This is a genomic window from Mesorhizobium sp. B2-4-14, assembly GCF_006442155.1.
In the GTDB taxonomy this organism is placed as follows: domain Bacteria; phylum Pseudomonadota; class Alphaproteobacteria; order Rhizobiales; family Rhizobiaceae; genus Mesorhizobium.
In genome coordinates this window covers 42,142-65,315 of record NZ_VFVA01000028.1, presented here as the reverse complement: position 1 = coordinate 65,315, position 23,174 = coordinate 42,142, and the positions used below count along the sequence as shown (strand labels likewise).

General features: G+C 63.5%; 26 protein-coding genes. 20 read left to right on the top strand and 6 right to left on the bottom strand.

Annotated features, from left to right (window positions below):
• The first annotated feature begins 41 nt into the window (after positions 1–41).
• Positions 42–1,238 carry a GGDEF domain-containing protein gene (locus tag FJ938_RS21875; RefSeq protein ID WP_140612881.1) on the top strand — a complete coding sequence of 399 codons (1,197 nt, stop codon included), beginning with the start codon at positions 42–44 and terminating at the stop codon, positions 1,236–1,238.
• A gap of 76 nt (positions 1,239–1,314) precedes the next feature.
• Complete coding sequence (locus FJ938_RS21870) at positions 1,315–2,520, top strand: GGDEF domain-containing protein (protein WP_140612880.1); 1,206 nt, start codon at positions 1,315–1,317, stop codon at positions 2,518–2,520.
• Positions 2,521–2,577: 57 nt separating this feature from the next.
• On the opposite strand, the gene FJ938_RS21865 is transcribed toward FJ938_RS21870, so the two are convergent.
• Complete coding sequence (locus FJ938_RS21865; RefSeq protein WP_140697302.1) at positions 2,578–2,931, bottom strand: hypothetical protein; 354 nt, start codon at positions 2,929–2,931, stop codon at positions 2,578–2,580.
• A gap of 593 nt (positions 2,932–3,524) precedes the next feature.
• On the opposite strand from FJ938_RS21865, the gene FJ938_RS30435 reads away from it, so the two are divergent.
• From FJ938_RS30435 to FJ938_RS21830, 7 genes are all read left to right on the top strand, one after another.
• The gene (locus tag FJ938_RS30435; protein WP_348640945.1) at positions 3,525–3,716 is read left to right on the top strand and encodes a hypothetical protein; all 192 of its coding nucleotides are present in this window, start codon (positions 3,525–3,527) and stop codon (positions 3,714–3,716) included.
• A 239-nt stretch (positions 3,717–3,955) separates the two neighbouring features.
• On the top strand, positions 3,956–4,375 hold the full coding sequence (gene sdhC / locus FJ938_RS21855) for a succinate dehydrogenase, cytochrome b556 subunit (protein ID WP_140612878.1): 420 nt from the start codon (positions 3,956–3,958) through the stop codon (positions 4,373–4,375).
• A gap of 2 nt (positions 4,376–4,377) precedes the next feature.
• A complete protein-coding gene (gene sdhD, locus FJ938_RS21850; protein ID WP_140612877.1) occupies positions 4,378–4,773 on the top strand; it encodes a succinate dehydrogenase, hydrophobic membrane anchor protein in 396 nt (131 codons plus the stop codon).
• A 1-nt stretch (position 4,774) separates the two neighbouring features.
• A complete protein-coding gene (gene sdhA / locus FJ938_RS21845; protein WP_140612876.1) occupies positions 4,775–6,610 on the top strand; it encodes a succinate dehydrogenase flavoprotein subunit in 1,836 nt (611 codons plus the stop codon).
• 2 nt (positions 6,611–6,612) lie between these two features.
• Positions 6,613–7,050 (top strand): DUF3052 family protein, encoded by a 438-nt coding sequence (locus FJ938_RS21840; protein ID WP_140697337.1) that lies wholly within the window; start codon positions 6,613–6,615, stop codon positions 7,048–7,050.
• Entirely contained in the window at positions 7,051–7,830 is a 780-nt protein-coding gene (locus FJ938_RS21835) for a succinate dehydrogenase iron-sulfur subunit (RefSeq protein WP_140612875.1), read from the top strand.
• Between the two features lie 236 nt (positions 7,831–8,066).
• Positions 8,067–8,690 carry a DUF480 domain-containing protein gene (locus FJ938_RS21830; protein WP_140697299.1) on the top strand — a complete coding sequence of 208 codons (624 nt, stop codon included), beginning with the start codon at positions 8,067–8,069 and terminating at the stop codon, positions 8,688–8,690.
• Between the two features lie 206 nt (positions 8,691–8,896).
• Here FJ938_RS21830 and FJ938_RS21825 read toward each other — a convergent pair whose 3' ends face one another.
• Entirely contained in the window at positions 8,897–9,322 is a 426-nt protein-coding gene (locus tag FJ938_RS21825; protein WP_140612451.1) for an OsmC family protein, read from the bottom strand.
• Positions 9,323–9,543: 221 nt separating this feature from the next.
• On the opposite strand from FJ938_RS21825, the gene FJ938_RS21820 reads away from it, so the two are divergent.
• The 3 genes from FJ938_RS21820 (at position 9,544) to FJ938_RS21810 (ending at position 10,846) form a co-directional block, all read left to right on the top strand.
• The gene (locus tag FJ938_RS21820; protein WP_140612453.1) at positions 9,544–9,771 is read left to right on the top strand and encodes a hypothetical protein; all 228 of its coding nucleotides are present in this window, start codon (positions 9,544–9,546) and stop codon (positions 9,769–9,771) included.
• The gene (locus tag FJ938_RS21815) at positions 9,768–10,124 is read left to right on the top strand and encodes a YciI family protein (RefSeq protein ID WP_140612455.1); all 357 of its coding nucleotides are present in this window, start codon (positions 9,768–9,770) and stop codon (positions 10,122–10,124) included. The genes FJ938_RS21820 and FJ938_RS21815 overlap by 4 nt, the downstream gene beginning before the upstream one ends.
• Before the next feature lie 194 nt (positions 10,125–10,318).
• A complete protein-coding gene (locus FJ938_RS21810) occupies positions 10,319–10,846 on the top strand; it encodes a hypothetical protein (RefSeq protein ID WP_140697296.1) in 528 nt (175 codons plus the stop codon).
• A 225-nt stretch (positions 10,847–11,071) separates the two neighbouring features.
• Here FJ938_RS21810 and FJ938_RS21805 read toward each other — a convergent pair whose 3' ends face one another.
• A complete protein-coding gene (locus FJ938_RS21805) occupies positions 11,072–12,331 on the bottom strand; it encodes a ubiquinone biosynthesis hydroxylase (protein ID WP_140697294.1) in 1,260 nt (419 codons plus the stop codon).
• Positions 12,332–12,430: 99 nt separating this feature from the next.
• On the opposite strand from FJ938_RS21805, the gene tesB reads away from it, so the two are divergent.
• The 7 genes from tesB (at position 12,431) to FJ938_RS21770 (ending at position 20,618) form a co-directional block, all read left to right on the top strand.
• Entirely contained in the window at positions 12,431–13,291 is an 861-nt protein-coding gene (gene tesB / locus FJ938_RS21800; RefSeq protein WP_140612461.1) for an acyl-CoA thioesterase II, read from the top strand.
• Between the two features lie 237 nt (positions 13,292–13,528).
• Positions 13,529–13,867: a P-II family nitrogen regulator gene (locus FJ938_RS21795; protein ID WP_140697267.1), complete on the top strand. Its 339-nt coding sequence runs from the start codon at positions 13,529–13,531 to the stop codon at positions 13,865–13,867.
• Between the two features lie 205 nt (positions 13,868–14,072).
• Positions 14,073–15,254 carry an ammonium transporter gene (locus FJ938_RS21790; RefSeq protein WP_246673449.1) on the top strand — a complete coding sequence of 394 codons (1,182 nt, stop codon included), beginning with the start codon at positions 14,073–14,075 and terminating at the stop codon, positions 15,252–15,254.
• 325 nt (positions 15,255–15,579) lie between these two features.
• Positions 15,580–15,861 (top strand): hypothetical protein, encoded by a 282-nt coding sequence (locus FJ938_RS21785; protein ID WP_140697262.1) that lies wholly within the window; start codon positions 15,580–15,582, stop codon positions 15,859–15,861.
• Between the two features lie 208 nt (positions 15,862–16,069).
• On the top strand, positions 16,070–18,730 hold the full coding sequence (locus tag FJ938_RS21780) for a DNA translocase FtsK (RefSeq protein ID WP_140697259.1): 2,661 nt from the start codon (positions 16,070–16,072) through the stop codon (positions 18,728–18,730).
• A 134-nt stretch (positions 18,731–18,864) separates the two neighbouring features.
• Entirely contained in the window at positions 18,865–19,545 is a 681-nt protein-coding gene (locus FJ938_RS21775) for an outer membrane lipoprotein carrier protein LolA (protein WP_140697334.1), read from the top strand.
• Positions 19,546–19,811: 266 nt separating this feature from the next.
• Positions 19,812–20,618 carry an exodeoxyribonuclease III gene (locus FJ938_RS21770; protein WP_140697256.1) on the top strand — a complete coding sequence of 269 codons (807 nt, stop codon included), beginning with the start codon at positions 19,812–19,814 and terminating at the stop codon, positions 20,616–20,618.
• A gap of 72 nt (positions 20,619–20,690) precedes the next feature.
• On the opposite strand, the gene FJ938_RS21765 is transcribed toward FJ938_RS21770, so the two are convergent.
• Positions 20,691–21,152: a cyclic nucleotide-binding domain-containing protein gene (locus FJ938_RS21765; protein ID WP_140697253.1), complete on the bottom strand. Its 462-nt coding sequence runs from the start codon at positions 21,150–21,152 to the stop codon at positions 20,691–20,693.
• A gap of 121 nt (positions 21,153–21,273) precedes the next feature.
• The gene (locus FJ938_RS21760; RefSeq protein WP_140612477.1) at positions 21,274–21,957 is read right to left on the bottom strand and encodes a response regulator transcription factor; all 684 of its coding nucleotides are present in this window, start codon (positions 21,955–21,957) and stop codon (positions 21,274–21,276) included.
• A 143-nt stretch (positions 21,958–22,100) separates the two neighbouring features.
• Between FJ938_RS21760 and FJ938_RS21755 the strand changes: the two genes are divergently transcribed.
• The gene (locus tag FJ938_RS21755) at positions 22,101–22,637 is read left to right on the top strand and encodes a L,D-transpeptidase (protein ID WP_181169156.1); all 537 of its coding nucleotides are present in this window, start codon (positions 22,101–22,103) and stop codon (positions 22,635–22,637) included.
• A gap of 141 nt (positions 22,638–22,778) precedes the next feature.
• Here the strand turns inward: FJ938_RS21755 and FJ938_RS21745 are convergent, their stop codons facing one another.
• Entirely contained in the window at positions 22,779–23,018 is a 240-nt protein-coding gene (locus FJ938_RS21745; RefSeq protein WP_140697248.1) for a hypothetical protein, read from the bottom strand.
• Positions 23,019–23,174: the final 156 nt, after the last annotated feature.

Sequence of the window (23,174 nt, the reverse complement as noted above, 5' to 3'; positions counted from 1 at the left end):
AAGCTCTTCCCCGACGTCAAGCAAGGGGAAGTCACCGTCCTTTGGACACCGGCCTGCTGATAGCGCTGCTCAATCCGACGATCGCGCTGGCCCTCGGCGCGGCCTTCCTCGTGCTATGGACCTATCAGCGCCACCGTCCTTATCTTGCTGTGCTGGCGTTCAGCTACTGTGTTTCGGCACCCGGCTTTCTGTTGCAGTATTTCACCTTGCCCATTGGCATGGTGCTGACCAAGCTGGTGTCCAACATCTGCTTCATCATCGCCGGCTGTTGCCTGTCCGGCGCCATCGTCGCCCGCTACGGCCGCAAGGTGCCCTATCCGGGGCTCGGCGTGCTGGCAGGGGGCGGCCTGGCATCGTTCTGCTGGTTCCTGTTCGTTGAGCCGGATCTCACCTGGCGTATCCTGGCGATGAATTTCGCCTTCGGCGGCATCAGCCTTCTGGTCGGCGCCGAATTGCGGCCGGTTCGCAACAACGGCCCGACAGAGAAAATCCTGTTCGTGCTGTCGCTGCTGTCGAGCCTCAATTTCTTCGTGCGCACCCTTGCCGTCGTCATCGCGCACGGGCCGTTCACCACCTATGACGGATTCTATGGCTCGTCCTATTGGACGACGGCGCTGCTGTCGCATGCGCTGTTGTCGTTGCTGATCGCGCTTTGCCTGTTCACCGCCGCGGCGCTCGACGTGATGAAGGCGCTGAAGGCCGAGACGCACACCGACCCCCTGTCGGGCCTGCTCAACCGGCGCGGCTTCGAGGAGCGCGCGGAGTTCCTGTTGCAGCGTTGCGCGGCGGCGAAGTTTCCGGTGGCGCTGGTGCTGGCCGACCTCGATCATTTCAAGGCGCTCAACGACGCGCACGGGCATGCCGCCGGCGACCGGGTGATTGCCGATTTCGCCGCCAAGCTCCGGTCCGCCACCGGCGAGCGCGGAGCCGCCGGCCGCGTCGGCGGCGAAGAGTTCGCGGTGCTCCTGCCGTTGAGCGACCTTGCCGCGGCGCGAATGTTCGCCGAAGCGGTGCGCACGCTCTATTCGGCAGGAGGCGTCGACGGGCTTCCAACCGGCACCAAGGTCACCGCAAGTTTCGGCGTGGCGGCCCGCACTGGTGACGAGGCCCTGGGGCCGTTGATGCGCCGCGCCGACGAGGCGCTCTACAAGGCCAAGAAGAATGGCCGCGACAGCGTGCGCCTCTCCTACCAACGACCGGAAACGGCGTTCGTGCCGGAGCTCTCCAAGACCGGCTGACGCCGCAACCTCCAACCTCGCGTTAACGTCTTTTTCGCCCGTCGATGTTAGCTGAGGCCGGGGGTTCGAAAAAGAAATGAGCGGCGCCAATTTCATCCTGCTGATCAATTTGTCGGTTGCCGGCCTGCTGGCGGCCGCCTTCATGACGATCGCCTTTCAAGATGCCGGCCGCGCCCCCGCGCGGTGGTTTGCCTACGGCTATCTCCTGGGCATGGCCTATTTCGCCATCGAATTCAGCATCCCCGCCTTCACCGATGCGCGGCTTCCGGTGGCCGTCGCCTTTGCCGTGTTCCTTGGCGCCACTATAAGTTTCAACGGCGGGCTGGCCCACAAATATGGCGTGGCGCCGCCGTGGCGGCCAATGCTGTTCTTCCTGTTCGCCACCACCATCGCGGTCTACTGCTTGCAGGACCTACCGCGCCAGTCGCTGGCCCGCATGATGGCTTACCAGCTTCCCTATGCCGCCATGCAGTTCGTCGGCCTCGGTATAGTCTGGTCTTCAAGGCAGAGGTTCGGCCGGCTCGACCGCATCCTGATGGCCGTGCTGGCGCTCAGCGGCATGCAGTTTGCCTCCAAGCCGTTCATCGCGCATGCGCTCGGCGGCTGGGGTGCTGATCCGCAGGCCTATCTGCAAAGCAACTACGCCCTGGTGTCGCAATCGCTCGGCACCATCTTCGGCCTTGCGCTGGCGCTGCTGATGCTGGCTATCCTGGTTCGCGACGTGCTGGCTGAGGTGACTTCAAAATCGGAGACCGATACGCTCTCGGGATTGCTCAACCGCGGCGCCTTCACGCGTCGGGCCGAACTTGCGGTGCTTGGCGCCACGCGGCAAGGCATGCCGGTGGCCGTGGTCATCGCCGATCTCGATGATTTCAAGAGCATCAACGACGGTTTCGGCCACGCCTCCGGCGACCGGGTTATCGAGACCTTTGCCGGCTTGTTGCGCGAGGCCGCCGCCGGCCACCATGTCGCGGGCCGCATCGGCGGGGAGGAATTCGCCATCATGCTCCGCGGGGCCAACATCGCCGCCGCCCGGCTGTTCGCCGAAGGCACGCGCAGCGCGTTCGGCGCGCTGCCCATCGACGGCCTGCCGGCGGATAGTCGCTGCACCGCGAGTTTCGGGGTCGCCGAACTCCATCCGAACGAGAACGTCGCCGATCTCATGCGGCGTGCGGATGCGGCGCTCTATAAGGCGAAGCATGCCGGGCGGGACTGCGTGCGCGTCTCCGCCGGGCCAGTCGGCGTCCCTTCGTCAGCCGGCACCGAAGCAAGCCACTTCTAACTCTTTGTGGCCTGACGCAATCCCAGACGGAAAAGCGTCTCTTGGAATTACTCCAGACTATCGGCAGCGGCTGAGCTGCGGCATCTCGCCGTCGGAAAGCCCGTACATGTAGCTGCGGCCCTTCACGAACACCGGCGGCCGGTAGCAATCGCCGTAGCCCGTAATCTCGTCGGTTTCGTTCTGATAGATCACCTTCGGCTGGCCGGCGCTGGTGTAGGCCGACAGTTTCTTGGCCAGCTTGCCCTCGCCGACGATGATGCGCTTATAGCCGGCGGCGCTGTCGATGACGAGATTGCCGAAGGAATCGGCATAAACACGGTCCTGATGCTGTCCGGCGCATGCCGGCGCAGCGAAGCCGCCGGCCATGGCCGCAATCGCGGCGAGGCAAGCCAGCACTGAATTCGAACGCATTTTGTCCTCCGTTCACCGGCGCGACCTTCGGCCTCGGCCCGGACTTCGTCCGAGAAATTAACTCTTTCTTAATCTTTGTTAAGGGGCGGATGGCCTTCGGCGGCAGATCTTGACGAATATGGTTAATTTTCACGGGATGGGACGCAGGCATCAATCCGCTTGCCTGCTCCGACCTGCTGGCTCCAGATGAAGCTGATCTTGCAGCGCCGCGTGGCTAGAGCATTTCACCGTTTCACGGAGACGGCGAAATGCCATATCTCTTTGTTTTGACGCCATTCCGGGCGGAAAACCGCTCACACTTTTCCTGGAATTGCTCTAGCGTGCGGCGCACGAAAGGGGCAGCGCATGACCTTTGGCCACACAGTTCGGGTGATCATTATCCCGCTGCTTCTCGCTGCCGCAGGTTGTGTGCCGCAAGATGGTGCGCCGCAGGCGGCATCGCACGCGGTCTCGCCCGCTCTGGCTCAGCAGTCCACCGCGCCCACGGTGCCCTCGCCGCCGGCAACCGCGGCACCCGCAACCAAGATCACCACTGACCTTACCGTGCCGCGATCGGCACCGGCACGGCCACCTATAAATGCGGCAACGGTGATATGATCACGATCCAGAGTCTCGGCACGTCGGTTCGCGCGGTAGGGCCGGATGGCATGACCGAGGAGTTTGCGGCCTCACCCGCCAACCAGACCAGCCGCTACCAGGCGGCGACGCATGACGCAATCGTGATCGACGGACGCGAGGCGCTGGTCATGAAGAAGGGGTCGACACCGCAAACCTGCAAGCGATAAGCCCTCCCGAATCGCGACATGCTGCAGTGCAACGACGCTGCGCCGGCTTCGAAATAGCGCGTTAATCGATTGAAGCCTGATCGGCCCATTTAATCAGACTAAATTACGTTTTCGAAACGGTTTTCTGGCTTTGACGCGGTGCAAAAAGAGCATTAGAAACCGGCTGTCCGAAGTCGCAACCGGAAGCGGCATTGCCGCATTTCCACCTGAGGCTCCAGAGACGTCGAACTGGGGGAGCCATGAGCAGATCACCAGCCACCCGCGCGAATATCAGACGTGAACGGCCGCTTTCGCCGCACCTGAGCGTGTACCGGCCGCCGATCACCATGACGATGTCGATCATCCATCGCATCACCGGTAGCGCGCTCTATTTCGGCACCCTGCTGGTCGCTGCCTGGCTGATGGCGGCGGCAACCTCGCAGGGCGCATTCGACTGGATCAATTGGGCGTTCGGCACGTGGCTCGGCCGGCTCATCCTTTTCGGCTACACCTGGGCATTGATGCATCACATGCTGGGCGGTGTGCGCCACCTGGTCTGGGACACCGGCGCCGGTCTTGAAAAGCATACGGCTTCCAGGATCGCCTGGGCGACGCTCGCCGGCTCGATCCTGCTCACGCTGCTGATCTGGATCGTCGGCTACACGGTGCGGGGGGCCTGATCATGAGCGGCAACAACATCGACATGCGCACGCCGCTGGCGAAGGTCCGCGGCTTGGGTTCCGCCCACGAAGGTACCGGACATTTCTGGCGCCAGCGGCTGACCGCCATCGCCAATATCCCGCTGATCCTGTTCTTCGTCGGCTTCCTGATCGCGCTCAACGGCGCCGGTTACGCCGAGGTGCGCGCGGCACTCGCCAATCCATTCGTGGCGCTGCTGCTGGCCCTGGTGCTGATCTCTCCACTTTACCATATGCGGATCGGCATGCAGGTGATCATCGAGGATTATGTCCATGGCGAAGGCATGAAGCTGGCGCTGATCGCGCTCAACACGTTTTTCACCGTAGCGGTCGGCGTCGCCTCGCTCTTCGCCCTGCTCAAACTGGCATTCGGAGGCTGAGTTGGCCAAGGACGCGAAATCAGCCAACACGGCAGGCTATAGCTTTGTCGACCACAAATTCGACGTGGTGGTCGTCGGCGCCGGCGGGGCGGGCCTGCGCGCCACGCTCGGCATGGCCGAGCAAGGCCTGCGTACCGCCTGCATCACCAAGGTGTTCCCGACCCGCTCGCACACGGTGGCCGCGCAAGGCGGCATTGCCGCCTCGCTCTCCAATATGGGGCCCGATTCCTGGCAGTGGCACATGTACGATACCGTCAAGGGCTCGGACTGGCTGGGCGATGTCGACGCCATGGAATATCTGGTGCGCGAAGCACCGGCCGCGGTCTACGAACTCGAGCATTACGGCGTGCCGTTCTCGCGCACCGAAGAGGGCAAGATCTACCAGCGGCCGTTCGGCGGCCACATGATGAATTACGGCGAAGGACCGCCGGTGCAGCGCACTTGCGCCGCCGCCGACCGCACCGGCCACGCCATCCTGCATACGCTCTACGGCCAGTCGCTGAAGCACAACGCGCAGTTCTTCATCGAGTATTTCGCCCTCGACCTGATCATGGAGCCGGACGGCACCTGCACCGGCGTCGTCGCCTGGAACCTCGATGACGGCACCATCCACCGCTTCTCGGCCAAGATGGTGGTGCTGGCGACGGGCGGCTATGGCCGCGCCTATTTCTCGGCAACCTCCGCGCACACCTGCACCGGCGACGGCGGCGGCATGGCGGCGCGCGCCGGCTTCCCCTTGCAGGACATGGAATTCGTGCAGTTCCACCCGACCGGCATCTATGGCGCCGGCTGCCTGATCACCGAAGGCGCGCGCGGCGAGGGCGGCTATCTCGTCAATTCCGAGGGCGAGCGCTTCATGGAGCGCTACGCGCCGTCGGCCAAGGACCTGGCCTCGCGCGACGTTGTCTCGCGCTGCATGACGCTGGAGATCCGCGAGGGCCGGGGCGTCGGCAAGAAGAAGGACCACATCTTCCTGCATCTCGACCATCTCGATCCGGCGGTGCTGCATGAGCGGCTGCCCGGCATTTCGGAATCGGCCAAGATCTTTGCCGGCGTCGACCTGACCAAGGAGCCGATCCCGGTGCTGCCGACGGTGCACTACAATATGGGCGGCGTGCCGACCAATTACTGGGGCGAGGTGCTGAACCCGACCGCCTTCAACCCCGACCAGGTGTCGCCCGGTCTGATGGCGGTCGGCGAGGCCGGCTGCGCCTCCGTGCACGGTGCCAACCGACTGGGCTCGAACTCGCTGATCGATCTGGTGGTGTTCGGCCGTGCGGCGGCGATCCGCGCCGGCCAGGTCATCGACCGCAAGTCGGCCATCCCTTCGCCCAATGAAGCCTCGGTCGAAAAGATCATGGAACGCTTCGACAAACTGCGCCACGCCAACGGCTCGACGCCGACGGCGGTGCTGCGCGAGAAGATGCAGAAGGCGATGCAGGAAGACGCAGCCGTGTTCCGCACGCAGGAATCGCTCGAAAATGGTTGCAAGCGCATTTCGGAAATCTGGGGCGAGCTCAAGGACATCAAGGTGTTCGACCGCTCGATGATCTGGAACTCCGACCTGGTCGAGACGCTGGAACTGGAGAACCTGATGGCCAACGCCATCACCACGGTCTACAGCGCCGAGGCGCGCAAGGAGAGCCGTGGCGCCCATGCGCGTGAGGACTTTTCCGCGCGCGACGATGCCAACTGGCGCAAGCACACGCTGGCGCACCTAAGCGAAGACGGCACGGTGACGCTCAGCTACCGCCCGGTGCATACCGAGCCGCTGCTGGCCGAAAAGGACGGCGGCATCAGCCTCGCCAAGATCGCGCCGAAGGCCAGGGTGTATTGATGATGGCGTTGGCGGCGACGGGATATTCCGGCACGCCTCTTCCGGCCAAGCTCGGCCTGAAGGACGGCATGATCGCTGCCTTCATCGCGCTGCCGCCCGAACTCGACGAACTCGCCGAGGCGGCGAATTTCGCTTCGGTCGACCGGCTGGCCGACTGGTCCGGTATCTCGGGCATTCACCAGAGATACGATGCCGTCCATGCCTTCACCAAGCAACGCGCCGAGATCGAGGATCGCCTCGGCGCACTCGAAACGGCGATCAAGCGCGACGGCATGGTCTGGGTCTCCTGGCCGAAGAAGGCGTCGAAAGTGCCGACCGACGTCACCGAGGCCGTGGTCCGCGCCGAGGCGCTGAAACTCGACCTTGTCGACGTCAAGGTCGCCGCCGTGAACGAAATCTGGTCCGGGCTGAAGCTCGTCATCCGAAAGGACCTGAGGTAAATGGTCGAACTGACGCTCCCCAAGAATTCGAAGATCCAGCAGGGCAAGACCTGGCCGAAGCCGGAAGGCGCCACCAATCTCAGGGAATACCGCATCTACCGCTGGTCGCCGGACGATGACGAGAATCCGCGCATCGACACCTATTTCGTCGACATGGACGATTGCGGGCCGATGGTGCTCGACGCGCTGCTCTGGATCAAGAACAAGATCGATCCGACGCTGACCTTGCGCCGCTCCTGCCGCGAAGGCATTTGCGGCTCCTGCGCCATGAATATCGACGGCTCCAACACGCTGGCGTGCACCAAGGGCACCGAGGACATTTCCGGCGCCGTGAAAATCTATCCGCTGCCGCATATGCAGGTGGTGAAGGATTTGGTGCCTGACCTCACCAATTTCTACGCCCAGCATGCCTCGATCGAACCGTGGCTGAAGACGGTGTCGCCGACGCCGGCCAAGGAATGGCTGCAGAGCCATGAGGACCGCGAGAAGCTCGACGGGTTCTACGAATGTATCCTGTGCGCCTGCTGCTCGACCTCCTGCCCGAGTTACTGGTGGAACGGCGACCGCTATCTGGGCCCCGCGACCTTGCTGCAGGCCTATCGCTGGCTGATCGACAGCCGCGACGAGGCCAAGGGCGAGCGGCTCGACAATCTGGAGGATCCGTTCCGGCTCTATCGCTGCCACACCATCATGAACTGCGCGCAGACCTGCCCGAAAGGCCTAAACCCGGCCAAGGCGATTGCCGAAATCAAGAAGATGATGGTGGAGAGACGGGTTTAGGCTCGCGGATTTGTTAGCGGGAATTTCGAAGGCAGCGTTCCTTCGCGCCCCCTCTGTCCTGCCGGACATCTCCCCCGCAAGGGGGAGATTGCCGTCATTGCGGCTTTCGCTAATCTTCGACGGCCGCAAAATGATCGAGCGGCGCAAAAGCTGCCGATCTCCCCCCTTGTGGGGGAGATGTCCGGCAGGACAGAGGGGGGCGCTGTCCCTCCGACCTTAGCAAGGATAGCAACCCAATGACCGATCTCCCCATCCTCTCAGCCAGCGAAGCCCGCGTGCTCGGCTGCCTGATCGAGAAGAAGGAACTGACGCCGGATGTCTATCCGCTGACGTTGAACGCGGCATTGGCCGCCGCCAACCAGAAGACGGCACGCGAGCCGGTGATGGCATTGGAGCAGACCGAGGTACACCGGGCGCTGAAGCTGCTTGAGCAAAAGGGGTTGGTGCGGCAGATGTTCGGCTCGCGCGTCGAGCGCTACGAGCATCAGATGGCGCAGCGCTTCTCGCTGACCACGCCGCAGACCGCGTTGCTCGGCCTGCTCTTGCTGCGCGGACCCCAGACTGCGCATGAGCTCCTGGCGCGAGCCGAGCGCATGGCGCGGTTTTCGTCGATCGAGGATTTGCGCGCTGAGCTCGACATGCTGATCAGCCGCAGGCCGCCGCTGGTCCAGGAAATCCCGCGCGGGCCGGGACAGCGCGAAGATCGCTACGTGCATCTCATGAGCGGGCCGGTCGAGATGCAGGCCGCCGCCACGCCCTGGCAACCGCCGGTGCAAGATACCGATCTCGAAGCCCGCGTGCGGGCGCTTGAGGAAGAGGTCGCGACGCTGCGGGCCAAGATAGAGGCGCTGGGCGGCTAGTTCACTGGAGGTTGGCGCGAGGCGCCTGTCCTGCCGGGCATCTCCCCACGAGGGGGGAGATCAGATGTACGCCGGCTTTCGCCAATCGCCGACGTTGAAAGAGAAGCGCCAGCGACCGAGCCGCTAATCTCCCCCCTCGTGGGGGAGATGCCCGGCAGGGCAGAGGGGGGTGCGAAGGAACGCGATCTCGGCAAATAGAACGCAAATCACTCCAGCCTGGCGTCGAGCGACACTTTTATGGCGCCGAGCGCCTTGGAGACCGGGCATTCGGCCTTTGCCTTCTCGGCCAATTCCTTGAACTTCGCCGCATCGATGCCCGGCACCTTGCCGACCAGTGTGATGGCGCTGCCGGTGATGCCGGTGCCTGGAACCAGCGTCACCACGGCCTTGGCATCGAGTTCGTCGGCGGGCGTGCCGTTCTCCGCCAGGAAATGCGAAAGCTGCATGGCGTAGCAACCGGCGTGGGCGGCCGCGATCAGCTCTTCCGGATTGGTGCCGGATTTGCCGCTTTCATCCTCGAAGCGCGCCTTGAACGAATAGGGCGTGCCCTTGAGCGTCCCGCTCTGGCTGTCGAGCGTGCCCTTTCCCTCTTTCAGATTGCCTTTCCAGACGGCGGTTGCGGTGCGGTCCATGGTGGTCTCCTTGGCCTCGTTTGCGCCGGCCCGGCGCCAGCGTTCCTTCCAACTATAGCGCGGACGCATGGGAAGGCCATCGCGCCATCGCGGCGGAAACCGCGGCATCGGCGCCCGTGGCAAAATTTTTTCTGAAAAATGCGCGTGCGAAAATGTCGGCTTCCATCCGGTCCCGCCGTCCTGCGGGCGGCCACGGAGCTTGTGGCCGGATGGAGGTTCACATGGACAATCTGGTTTTCGCGCTTTGGCACGAACGGCGCCGCAGGCCCTGGCGACAAGACGGCTTCTGGCTGGACCCGCCGGCGTCCGGTTTCGGCCGGCTGCTTGCGGCCGTCGCCATCATCGCGGCCGCAGCCTGCCTTCTCGACCAAGCAGCGGCGGTCGAGGGCAAGGCTGACACGCCCGCCACCGCGTCCTATGATTCGTCGCAGCACGGGAGCCGGAAATGAAATATGTCTGTCTGGTCTATGGTGAGGAAAAGGACCTCCATGCGCTAACCCCGGAGCGTGGGGCCAAGCTCAACGCCGATTCGCTCGCCTATGACAGGTCCCTGGACCAAGAGGGCAAGCTGATCGTCGCGCAGGCGCTGCAATCGGTGCAGACATCGAAGGCGGTCCGGCGGCGCAAAGGCAAGAGGCTGGTCACTGACGGACCATTCGCTGAAACCAAGGAACAATTGCTCGGCTTCGTCATGGTCGAGGCCGACAATCTCGATGAAGCGCTGGACATCGCCGCCGGGATTCCGTTGGCGGAGATCGGTACGATCGAGGTGCGGGCGATCTACGACATACCGGGATCATAGGAGATGCCGGATGCTGGCGACAGCATCCCCTCTGTCCTGCCGTCCGGAAGTTGGGAAGGAACTCGGCGAAGCAGCCTTGAGCCCTGACGGCACTGCCAGCGCGGACACGAAATTTCTTCACCTGACGCAACTTTTGCGTGTTGAAGCAAGTCTCGAGTTCTCCTATCGTCGCCGGGATTTTGGGGGATTTCGGCATGCCTTTCCTGATTGCTATCCTTGGCGTGCTGGGAGCGGCGGCATTGTGGTATTACCGGATGAAGGCCATGAACGACGCCGCGCGCGAGGTTGCCGATGTCGTCGGGCGCGTGCAAGGCAACATCCGGCGCAAGAAGCTGCGCAAGCAGGCGGCGCTGTCGCCGCTGACGGCGATCGACGATCCAGTAGTGGCCGCCGCGACGCTGATCACATCGATCGTCTCGGAGAACGGGCCGGTCCTGCCGCAGCGCGAGGCCGTCATCCGCGAAGTCATCTCTGGCATCGCCGACAAGAAGAAGGCGGACGAAGCGGTGATATACGCCAAATGGGCGGCGTCACAGATCGACGACACCACACTCGTCATCGACAAGCTGGCGCCGTTCCTGCGGGAGCGTCTCGACCCGAACGAACGGGAAGACTTGCTCAGGATGCTGAACCGCGTCGCCCAGGGCGGCGGGCAAAGCGTCAAGGTCGCCGACCAGCGGATGTTGAGGTTGCGGCAGAAGCTTGGGTTCGAGGTGAACTGAGGGCCCGCCTTCTCGTCATTCTATGGCGGAGCAAGGAGCGAAGCGATGCGGCGCAGACCATAGAATCCATTCCGTTACCTATAAGCGGTGCAGCGGTGCAGAATTGTGCTCGGCTGCATTCTTCGACCAGGGTCACGGAATGGATCTTGGGTCTGCACGTCCGCTTCGCTCCCGCTCCGCCCGTGGATGACGACGTCGTGTAGGCCTCGGCCAATTGCCAGGCGATCAGATCGGCTCGCCTCGCAACAGCCTAGGCGTATTGGCGGACAGCCCCGATGCCTGGCGGATGAAGAAATCCTTCAAGCGCGGCATGCGCTCGACCAGGCCGAGGCCGATGTCGCGGGCAGTGCGCAGCGGGCTGATGTCGTTGGAAAACAGCCGGTTCAGCACATCTGTCGTGACGCCCATCTGCACCGTGTCGAAACGGCGCCACTGCTGGTAGCGCTCCAGCACGTCGAGCGCGCCGATGTCCTGGCCGAGCCGGTCCGCCTCGACGATCACTTCGGCAAGTGCCGCCACGTCCTTGAAGCCGAGATTCAGGCCCTGGCCGGCGATCGGGTGGATGCCATGGGCGGCGTCGCCGGCGAGCGCGATGCGGGGCGCCACGAAGGCGCGCGCGAGGGTCAGGCCGAGCGGCCAGGCGCGCGGCTTGTCGGCAACGCGGATCTCTCCAAGTTTCAGGCCGAAGCGCCGCTCGAGCTCTTGCTCGAAGACGAGATCGTCGCCGGACACCAGCGCCGCGGCATCGGGCGTGCGCTCGACCCAGACGATCGACGAACGGTTGGTGCCGTCCTCGTCCGGCTTGAGCGGCAGCGTGGCAAAGGGCCCCGCGGGCAGGAAATGCTCTTCGGCGCGGCCATGGTGCGGCCGTTCATGCGCCACGGTGCAGACGATGCCGGACTGGCCGTATTCCCACTTCACCGTCTTGATGCCGGCCATGTCGCGCAGCTTGGAATTGACACCGTCGGCGGCAACAAGCAGCCGCGCCGCCAGCGTGGCGCCGTCGGCGAGATGCACTGATATGCCGGCGCCGTTGGTTTCGAAACCCTGCACCGCGACGCCTTCGATAATGTCGATGCCGAGCTTTTCGGCCCTGCGGCGCAAAGCGCCGTTCAAAATCGTGTTGGCCACCATATGCGCGAAGGGCTCGCCCGGCGCGACCTCGCCGCCGAAGGTCAGGAACGCCGGGCGCACCGGATCGGAACTGCGCGAATCGGTGATGATCATCTCGGTGATCGCCTGCGCCTGGGGTGCGATCTCGGCCCACACGGCAAGTTGGTCGAGCATGCGGCAGGCAGCCGCGGCAATGGCCGAGGCGCGGCTATCCCTTTGCCAGGCGCCGGCGGGTGCGGCATCGACCAGCGCCACGGCAAGGCCCGGCCGCGCCTGCTTCAGCGAGACGGCGCTGGCCAGTCCGACATAGCCGGCGCCAGCGACGAGAACATCGAGCCCGGATCTGGTCTTGGCGTCCGCCTTGCGTTCCATTGTCTTGGCTCCTTGCGCGCCGGCCCGGGCCTGCGCCCTTGACGGCTCGTTCTTCCTGTCGGAAACCGCCATAGCAATTTTGAGGCGAGGTCACAAAACATGACGGCGGCCATGGACGAGCTTCTGCGCATTCTCGACCTCGAGAGGCTGGAACACAATCTGTATCGTGGTCGCAGCCCCCAGGTGGAATGGCAGCGCGTCTTCGGTGGCCAGACGATCGCCCAGGCCCTGGTGGCGGCGCAGCGGACCGTGGAGCCCGATCGCTTCGTGCATTCGCTGCACGGCTATTTCATGCGGCCGGGCGACATCAAGGTGCCGATCATCTACGAGGTCGACCGCATTCGCGACGGCGGCTCCTTCACCACGCGCCGCGTGCTGGCGATCCAGCACGGACAGGCGATCTTTTCGCTGGAAGCCTCGTTCCAGGTCGACGAGAAGGGACTGGAGCATCAATTCGCGCTGCCCGACGACGTGCCGCCCCCGGAAGGACTGAAGACGCAGCGTCAGCTGCTCGAAACGGCCGACCGGGTGCCGGAAGCCGTTCGACGGTTCTGGGCGCGTGAGCGGCCGCTGGAGCTGCGGCCGGTCAACCTCGAACATTATGAGAGCCGCGACAAGCTGCCGCCCCGGCAGAATGTCTGGATCCGTCTCGCGGGACCGGTTCCCGACGACCGCGCGCTGCAATCGGTGCTGCTCGCCTATCTCTCGGACATGACGCTGCTCGATACCTCGACCTTCGCGCATGGGCGCGGCCTGTTCGATCCCGACATCCAGGCGGCGAGCCTCGACCATTCGATGTGGTTCCACCGGCCGCATTCGCTCGACGGGTGGCTGCTCTATGCGCAGGACAGCCCGTCGAGCTCGGGATCGCGCGGCTTTAGCCGCGGCATGCTCTATGCACGCGACGGCACGCTGATCGCCTCGATGGCCCAGGAAGGTTTGATCCGGCTTAAGCGTTGATCGGAAGCCGGCGAAATAGGCATTTCCAAAAAATTGCATAAATTTTAAGCATGCGGCATGCCGCAGGCTCCGGCACCTGCTGGCTGCGGCCCATCCATCTCCTTTGTTTACAACAGGTTACCATGCTGCTTCGGCACTTGGCACGGAGCTTGAATCCTTGGGGGCACTTCTCCGGCTCCTTGGGATCGGTGCAGTCGTGCAAACGCGGGGGACCGCAACAGCAAAGGGTGAAACCTTATGAAAATCGTGATGGCAATCATCAAGCCGTTCAAGCTCGACGAGGTGCGCGAAGCGCTTACCGCCGTCGGCATCCAGGGCCTGACCGTCACCGAAGTCAAAGGCTACGGGCGTCAGAAGGGGCATACGGAAATCTATCGCGGGGCGGAATACGCGGTCAGCTTCCTGCCGAAGATCAAGATCGAGGTCGCGGTCAGCGCCGACGTGGTCGACAAGGCCGTCGAAGCCATCACCGCAGCCGCCAAGACCGGCCAGATCGGCGACGGCAAGATCTTCGTTTTCGGCATCGACCAGGCGGTGCGCATCCGCACCGGCGAAACAGACAGCGACGCACTCTAAGCGCCGGACACGTATTCCAATGGAGAGTTCAATGAATATTTTTTCCACCTTGAAGACTACGGGACGGGCGGCCCTTTTGGGTACGCTCACTCTCGCAGCCTTGGGCACGGTCGCCGCCTTCGCCCAGGAGGCCGCTCCCGCCGCCGCAGCGGCCGCGCCGGCCGCCGGTCCGACCCCGGTGCTCGATACCGGCAACACCGCCTGGATGCTGACCTCGACGGCGCTGGTGCTGATGATGACGATTCCGGGCCTGGCGCTGTTCTACGGCGGCATGGTGCGCAAGAAGAACGTGCTCGCCACGATCATGCAAAGCTTCGCCATCACCTGCCTGGTGACGGTGCTTTGGTTCATGTTCGGCTACTCGCTGGCCTTCTCCGACGGTGGCGGCATGAATGCCTATCTCGGCGGCTTCTCGAAGTTCTTCCATCACGGCATTACCACCGCGACGCTGTGGGCGCCGGGTGTGGCCAACATTCCCGAATTCGTCTTCTCGATGTTCCAGATGACGTTCGCCATTATCACGCCGGCGCTGATCGCCGGGGCCTTCGCCGAGCGCATGAAGTTCTCGGCGCTGCTGATCTTCATGGCGCTGTGGCTGGTGTTCGTCTACGCGCCGATCGCGCATTGGGTGTGGGGCGGCGGCTTCCTTGGCACGGCGGGCGTGCTCGACTTTGCCGGCGGCACGGTCGTCCACATCAACGCCGGTGTCGCGGGCCTGGTCTGCGCACTGGTGCTGGGCAAGCGCCAGGGCTACGGCACCACCAACATGGCGCCGCACAATCTGGTCTATTCGGTGATCGGCGCTTCACTGCTGTGGGTCGGCTGGTTCGGCTTCAACGCCGGCTCGGAACTGGCGGCGGACGGGCTTGCCGGTGCGGCCATGATGAACACGCAGGTCGCGACCGCGGCGGCGGCGCTTGCCTGGATGTTCGCCGAATGGATCGTCGCCAAGAAGCCATCGGTGCTCGGCATCGTCTCGGGCGCCGTCGCCGGCCTGGTCGCGGTGACGCCCGCCTCCGGCTTCGTCAACCCGACGGGCGCCTTCATCGTCGGCATCGTCGCAGGCGTCGTCTGCTACATCTCGGCGGTCAAGGTGAAGCATATTTTCGGCTATGACGACTCGCTCGACGCCTTCGGCGTGCATGGCGTCGGCGGTATCGTGGGTGCGCTGCTCACCGGCGCGCTCGCCGATCCGGCCATCAACGCGCTCGGCAAGGGCGCATCGGTCGCCACCCAACTCTATGGCATCGTCTTCACCATTCTGTGGACGGCGATCGTCACCTTCGTGATCCTCTACATCGTCAAGGCGCTCGTCGGCCTGCGTCCGTCCGGCCAGGAGGAAGTCGAAGGCCTCGACGTCACCCAGCATGGCGAAGTGGTGCCGTAAGGCCCGCCTCGCCAATGGACCGGCGGATCCTCCTCCCGCCGGCCATATCTCAGCGCATTTCCGGGCGATGAAGCGCTGCATGCTTTTCCCGGAATTGCCTGAAAAAGAATCCCGTCGTGACGCTCCGCAAGGAGCTCACGCCTTGAGGCCCGGATCGCATCCGGGCCTCTTTTTTTGAGAAATTCGTCCCGGCCGCGCCTGGATTCGCGCAATCACGTTGGCGTGAAAAGGATTTTTGAAAGAAACATCCACTGCCTTGGCCCGAACTGTGGAGGCGATCGTCGTCCTGGCGTTTCGTCTGTACAACACAGGGAAGGAATTTTTCATGAACCTCAAGAATATCTGCCTCGGGGCACTGGCACTTTCCATGATCAGCGGCATGGCTTTGGCTGGCGGCGCTCTCGACAGTCCAGTCGACATGTCGCCTTTCTTTACCGATTCCAGCATGAAAACCATGAAGCCCACGGAAGAATTCAAGGCGGCCTTCATGGCCATGCCGAAGGAAAAGCAAGACGCCATGATGAAGGAGTGCAACGACGCCGCGATGAGCAAGCCGCATGCCGAGTTCTGCGCCAATGTGCGCGCCCTTGGCGGCGCCAGCAAGTAAGCGCCGCCTGATCCACCCGAACGGATGGCGGGCCAGGGCGCCCGCCACTTTCTGCGGGTGCCAGGCCCAGAAGTTCTCTGTAGCAGAGGGGTAACCATCGGCGGCCTTATAGTTAATGCGCCCTTAACCTTCCCACGCATAGTCTGGCCCTCGAATCTGCCGGAGTGCGTCATGCGCCCGGGCCAGGCAATCACTGACGGGGAAGAGCATGCGTTCAGGGGCTTCAGCACCGCTCGCGCTGACCGATACGGGGCACGGCATCCAGGCTTTCGCGCGGCGCCAGGTCGGCCGGCTGGTCGGCGCCGGCCTGTTCCTGGCTGTGGCCTTCGGGGTCGCCAGCCTCGCCACCTGGAACGTTGCCGATCCAAGCTTCTCGCACGCCACGAACAACACCGTCACCAACGCCATGGGCTATGCCGGCGCGGTGTTCTCCGACCTTGCCATGCAGTTCTTCGGCCTCGCCGCGGTTGCCGCGCTGGTTCCGGCGGTGATCTGGGGATACCTCCTGTTTTCGGCGCGCGGCGTCGACAGGCTGCCCAAGCGCGGGCTGTTCTGGTTCGGCTTCGCGCTGCTCGCCGCCGCGATCGCCGGCTGCATCGTTCCACCCAAGACCTGGCCGCTGCCCACCGGCCTCGGCGGCGTGTTCGGCGACATGGTGCTCAAGATTCCGGGCATCCTCACCGGCGGTTATCCGACCGGGCTGATCGCCAGCGTGCTCGCCGTGTTGCTGGCAGCACCGGCGCTCTGGCTGTTCGCCTATGGCTCGGCACTGATCGGACGCAAGAACGGCTTCGCCGTCATGGAGGAGCCGGCCGTCGCCGATCCGCGCGAGGACGAGCTTCTGTTCGACAATGACGAGGATGAGGGTGACGAAGGCATATTGGCGCTCGGCGCCATCACCCATTGGTGGCTCTCGTTCCGCGCGTGGATGCACCGGCGCGCGGTGCGCCGCCGGCAGGAGCGCGACGAATATGAGCCGGAGATGCAGCCGCGCGCCAGCGCCTGGCGCCGCGCCGCCGAACGGGTCGAATCGGCCGAGTTCGCCGAGCAGCGGATGAGCCAGGATGGCCGCGCCCGCGTCGAGCCGGAATTCTTCGCCGCCATGGTCAACGACCGCAGCGTTTCCGTCGATCCGGACGATGACGACGTCTTCGGCCGCGACGGTGAAGACATGGATTTCGACGACGAGCCTGTCGCCCAGCGCCGTGCGGCCCCCACGGCCAGGGTGCAGCAGTTCCGTTCCGACGCCGCCACCCGCGTCGAGGCGCCGGCGCCGCGCCCGGCTCCGGGTGCCCGCGTCCAGCGCGAGGCGCAGACCTCGCTGATTGGCTCGGACAAGTTCGAGATGCCGTCGCTGCACTTCCTGTCGGAACCGAAGAACGTGGCGCGCGACCCGAGCCTATCGAAGGATGCGCTGGAACAGAATGCGCGGCTGCTCGAAGGCGTGCTGGAGGATTTCGGCGTCAAGGGCGAGATCATTGCCGTTCGCCCCGGCCCGGTCGTCACCCTCTACGAGCTCGAACCCGCGCCCGGCATCAAATCGTCGCGCGTCATCGGCCTCTCCGACGACATCGCCCGCTCGATGAGCGCGATCGCCTGCCGCGTCGCGGTCGTGCCCGGCCGCAACGCCATCGGCATCGAACTGCCGAATGCGAAGCGCGAGACGGTCTATCTCAGGGAGATCATGGCCAGCCGCGATTTCGAGACGACCAAGGCCAAGCTGGCTCTGGCGCTGGGCAAGACCATCAATGGCGAGGCGGTTATCGTCGATATCGCCAAGATGCCGCACGTGCTGGTCGCCGGCACCACCGGCTCGGGCAAGTCGGTCGCCATCAACACCATGATCCTGTCGCTGCTCTACCGGCTCACGCCGCAGGAATGCCGGCTGATCATGATCGATCCGAAAATGCTGGAACTTTCCGTCTATGACGGCATCCCGCATCTTCTGACGCCGGTCGTCACCGATCCGAAGAAGGCGGTGGTGGCGCTGAAATGGACCGTGCGCGAGATGGAGGACCGCTACCGCAAGATGTCCAAGGTCGGTGTGCGCAACATCGACGGTTTTAACGCACGCGTCCAACAGGCGGAGAAAAAAGGCGAGAAGATTTCACGCACGGTGCAGACCGGCTTCGACCTCCAGACCGGCGAGGCGATCTATGAGACCGAGGATCTCGATCTCGAGCCGATGCCCTATATCGTCGTCATCATCGACGAAATGGCCGACCTGATGATGGTCGCGGGCAAGGACATCGAGGGCGCGGTGCAGCGCCTTGCGCAGATGGCGCGCGCCGCAGGCATCCACGTCATCATGGCGACGCAGCGTCCGTCGGTCGACGTCATCACCGGCACCATCAAGGCCAATTTCCCGACGCGCATCTCCTTCCAGGTGACGTCGAAGATCGACAGCCGCACCATCCTTGGCGAGCAGGGCGCCGAACAGCTGCTCGGCATGGGCGACATGCTCTACATGGCCGGCGGCGGCCGCATCCAGCGCGTGCACGGACCCTTCGTCTCCGACGACGAGGTCGAGAAGATCGTCGGGCACCTGAAGCTGCAGGGCGTGCCGGAATATCTCGACGCCATCACCGAGGACGACGGCGAAGATGACGACGAGCCGTCCGGCAAGGGCGGTTCCGGCGGCGGTAGCGGCGGCAATTTCGAGGATTCCGACGACCCCTACGATCAGGCCGTCGCGGTGGTGTTGCGCGACGGCAAGGCGTCCACCAGCTACATCCAGCGCCGTCTCGGCATCGGTTACAACCGCGCCGCCTCGATCATAGAAAAGATGGAGAAGGAAGGCATTGTCGGCCCGGCCAACCATGCGGGAAAACGCGAAATCCTGGTGCCGACCGAAGAGGATAAGTTCTGACGGCGGGAAACCCACAGCAACTTTGAACCCTCTGGCGCGTTCAAGCGACTGGGCAGCGTTCGGCCCGCCAAACTTCAGCCCAACTGGGGGTCCAGGACAGCGACTAAATCAGGAATCAGATGAGAGTGACCGATATGAAAAATGATCTTTCAGCGCTCAGCGATCTTGCCACGACCCGACGCCGGCTGCTTGGCCTTGGCCTGGTGTTCGCGGGTGCCGCAGTCCTCAATGTGGTGCCTGGATTCGAGTTGCTGGCCTCAGCGCAGGCTGCCGTGCCGGCGGCCGCGCAGAAGATCGCCGACCATTTTTCCGCGGTCAAATCGATGAGCGGCGAATTTGTCCAGTTCGGCCCAAAGGGCGAGCAGACCGGCGGCAAGTTCTTTCTGGAACGGCCTGGCAAGATTCGCTTCAACTATGACGGAGCGTCGAATTTCCGGGTGATTTCGGACGGCAAGTCGGTGGTCATCCTCAACAAGAAGCTGAACACGTCAGACCTTTATCCACTGTCGAAGACACCGCTGAAACTGCTGCTCGACGACCGGATCGACCTGTCGGGCGACCGCGTCAAGAGCGTCAAGGAAGAGGACGATCTCACCACCATCCAGCTCGCCGACAAGTCGGTGTTCGGCAATGCGCGGATCACCATGATGTTCGACCCGAAAACCTTTGACCTTCGCCAGTGGACGATTACCGATACGCAAGGCAAGGACACGACGGTGATGATCTTCAACACCAAGGAAGGCGTCAGTTTCGCCCCCGACACCTTCGCCATCGACTATACCGCGAACCGCGAGCTCAACACCAAGACCAGGTAATCTGCAATCTCTGCGGAAAGCTTTTGGACGTCGGCGCTGCCCTTCATCTGGCTGCCGCCATCTTCTCCCGTAAACGAGGAGAAGTCGCCGACGGTCTCGCTTAATTGCCAGCGCTGCCAGAAAGATGCCGAGGTCGCGGCCAGCCTCCTGCTCGCCGTTCACGGGGAGAAATGCCCGGCAGGGAGGCCGCGCTGGCCTCTGATATTGCAGTACTTGTCTTTGTGACGCGCGGCTGGCAGTAGTTTGATCTTTGTCGGACCCGCCGCATGCCCTTTTCCATCGCCACCTGGAACATCAACTCCGTTCGCCTGCGCATGCCGATCGTCGAGCGCCTGCTGGATGAGTACGCGCCCGATGTGCTTTGCCTGCAGGAGACGAAAGTCCCCGATGAACTGTTTCCCGAAAAGGCCTTTCGCAGGCTCGGCTACCAGCACATCGCCTTCCATGGCCAGAAGGGCTATCACGGTGTTGCGACGGTGGCGCGGCGGCCGATCGAGGTGGTCGAGAAGCGCCGCTTCTGCGAGATCGAGGACAGCCGGCATCTATCGGTGACGGTGCGGGCCGGCGGCAAAGCGATCCTGCTTCACAATTTCTACGTTCCGGCGGGCGGCGACGAACCAGACCCGGAGATCAACAAGAAATTCAGGCACAAGCTTGATTTCGTCGCCGAGATGAACGCCATCCGCGCCGAGCACAACGAGGTGTCGGGCTCGATCCTGGTCGGCGATCTCAACATCGCGCCGCTCGAACACGATGTCTGGTCGCACAAGCAACTGCTCAACGTGGTCAGCCATACGCCGGTCGAGACCGAGAACTTCGAAGCGATGCGGCTGGCCGGCAACTGGGTCGATCTCATGCGGCTCAACGTGCCGCTCGAACAGAAGCTCTACACCTGGTGGAGTTATCGCGCGCAGGACTGGGAGCTTTCCAATCGCGGCCGGCGGCTCGACCATGTCTGGTCGTCGCCAAACCTGGTGCCTGATTTCGCCGGCTACGAGATCCTGAGGGCGGCACGCGGCTGGGATCGGCCGTCGGACCATGTGCCTGTCATCGCGCGCTTCGATCTGCATTGACTTGCCGAAGACAGCGACCCTCCACGCGCCTCTGTCCTGCTGGCTTGATAGGATTTTGTCTTTGCCGCGCCTTCAATCGCCGGTAAATCGCGGCGCCAGTTGCTCGATGCGGCGGATCATGGCCTGAAAATCCTCCAGGATGCGCTGGTGAAGTTTCACCGCCACTTCCGGATATTCCTCCAGGATGCGGCGGAACATCTTGCGGCTGAGCCGGATCACTTCCGAGTCGATTTCGGCCGACGCGCTGGTCAGCCGGTTGGTGTCGGCGATCAACGCCAGTTCGCTGAGCATCGTGCCGGGGCCGACTGTGCCTAGCGGGATGCGCTCGCCACCGTTCTGCTCGCGATAGAGCACGATACGACCGCTGACGACGAGGTAGGCCGAGTCGGCCATGTCGTCCTCGCGATAGAGCTTGTGGTCGGCCTGCAAGAAAGTGGTTTCGGCGCCGAAGGCGAGCAGGCGCAACTGTTCCTGCGTGAAGCCTTCGAAAAGCCTCACGGCGGACAGGATGCGGATGTCGTCATCCAGCGCCATCTAGCTGTGTCCCCGAACGGTCAGTCCAGTCCCTCCTTTGCGGTACGATCCAGAATCCCCCTCCAACCGGATCGTATCCGAAAGCGGCTCCGCCCAGACCGCCTATTGGATAGTGAAATGTTTAAGGAACCAGCTTGTAGCCGCCGCTTTCTGTCACAAGAATTTCGGCATTGGAAGGATCGCGCTCGATCTTCTGGCGCAAGCGGTAGACATGGGTTTCCAGCGTGTGCGTGGTGACGCCGGAGTTGTATCCCCACACTTCCTCCAGCAGCACGTCGCGCGTCACCACCTTCTGGTCGGCGCGGTAGAGATATTTGATGATCGATGCCTCCTTTTCCGTCAGCCGCACCTTGCCGCCGCGCGGGTCGATGAGCAGTTTCTGGCTGGGCTTGAATGTGTAGGGGCCGACCGAGAAGGTGGCATCCTCGCTCTGCTCATGCTGGCGCAGCTGCGCACGGATGCGCGCCAGAAGCACCGCGAAGCGGAACGGCTTGGTCACATAGTCGTTGGCGCCGGCCTCGAGACCGAGAATCGTGTCCGAATCGGTGTCGTGGCCGGTCAGCATGATGATCGGCGCCTTGTAGCCGCCCTTGCGCAGGATCTTCACCGCCTCGCGGCCATCCATGTCAGGCAGGCCGACATCCATGATGAGCAGGTCGACGAGGCCGCCGCGCGCCGCGGTGACGCCTTTTGCCGCAGTCGATTCCTGCAGCACGTCGAATTCCTCGTAGAGGGACAATTGCTCGACCAGTGTGCCGCGCAGGTCGTCATCGTCGTCGACGATCAGGATGGTGCGTGAAGTCATGGATCAATCCGTTGTTTTGAAAAGAAATTCTGTTGACCGCTGCCTATTTATGCGGAAGCTGATCGGCACAACAGCCGATCACAGTGATTTGTTCCGTGGCACGATCATACAAGAAAAAACGCGCGCGCAATGCAGCTGGCGCAATTTTGCCGAAAGGGCTGCGTGTGCTGACCGTGCGGCCAAGGCCCGGTCATCCAACTCAGGGCCTGCTGCAGGCCGGAAAAACGGTGTTTGCGTGCGCATTGGGGCGCGGCGGCATCACGGCTGACAAGCGCGAAGGCGATGGCGCCACGCCGCTTGGCTCGATGCGCATCCTGGCGGGCTATTTCCGGGGGGATCAGTTTGCCGCCGGCCGCAAAACCCGCCTGGCGATGGCGCCGATCGGCCCCGATCTCGGCTGGTGCGAGGTACCAGAGGACCGCAACTACAACCGTCCAGTCAGGATTCCCTATGGCGCCAGCCATGAACGCATGCGGCGCGACGATCGGCTCTATGACGCCTGCCTCGTGCTCGACTGGAACATCGCGCCGCGCCGCAGGGGACGCGGCAGCGCCATCTTCTTCCATCTGGCGCGCCCCGATTTCACGCCGACGCAAGGCTGCGTCGCCGTCACCGCGCGCACGATGGCGCGGCTGCTGCCGCTGCTGTCGGACCGTACGGTGATGCGGGTGGTGAGGTAGGGCAGTAGGGCAGTAGGGCAGTAGGGCAGTAGGGCAGTAGGGCAGTAGGGCAGTAGGGCAGTAGGGCAGTAGGGCAGTAGAAGGGTCTTCGTTGCTGGCCTGACTTTCCCTTCTGCCGTATTGCCTTACTGCCCTATTCCCTTACCTTCTTGGCTGCTGCCAGCCGATGTCGAGAAGGCCGAGCCGGCCGATCTCGCGGTCCATGGCCCGGGCGATGTCCTTGCGGCCAGCGCCGATATCGCGCAGCTGGCGGTCGGACAGGTCCTCGACGTTCTGGTGCGGAAGGCTGACCGCCACCCTGGCCTGACGCAGCCAGTCACGGATCGCCAATAGCCAGCCCGGCCGGGCGGCATAAGCGGGGTGGAGCGCGATGTGAGACATGATGTGATCCGTTCTTCCGGGCTTCAAATCCGGTTTGATGGTGTTCCGATGTTCACATCATGCCCGATTGAAATCCTGGGAGGAAACGAGTAGTTTTTTTCCGATTATCAAGTTTTCTTTGAGGATCGAGGGAACGTCATGAGCCGCTTTGCGGAG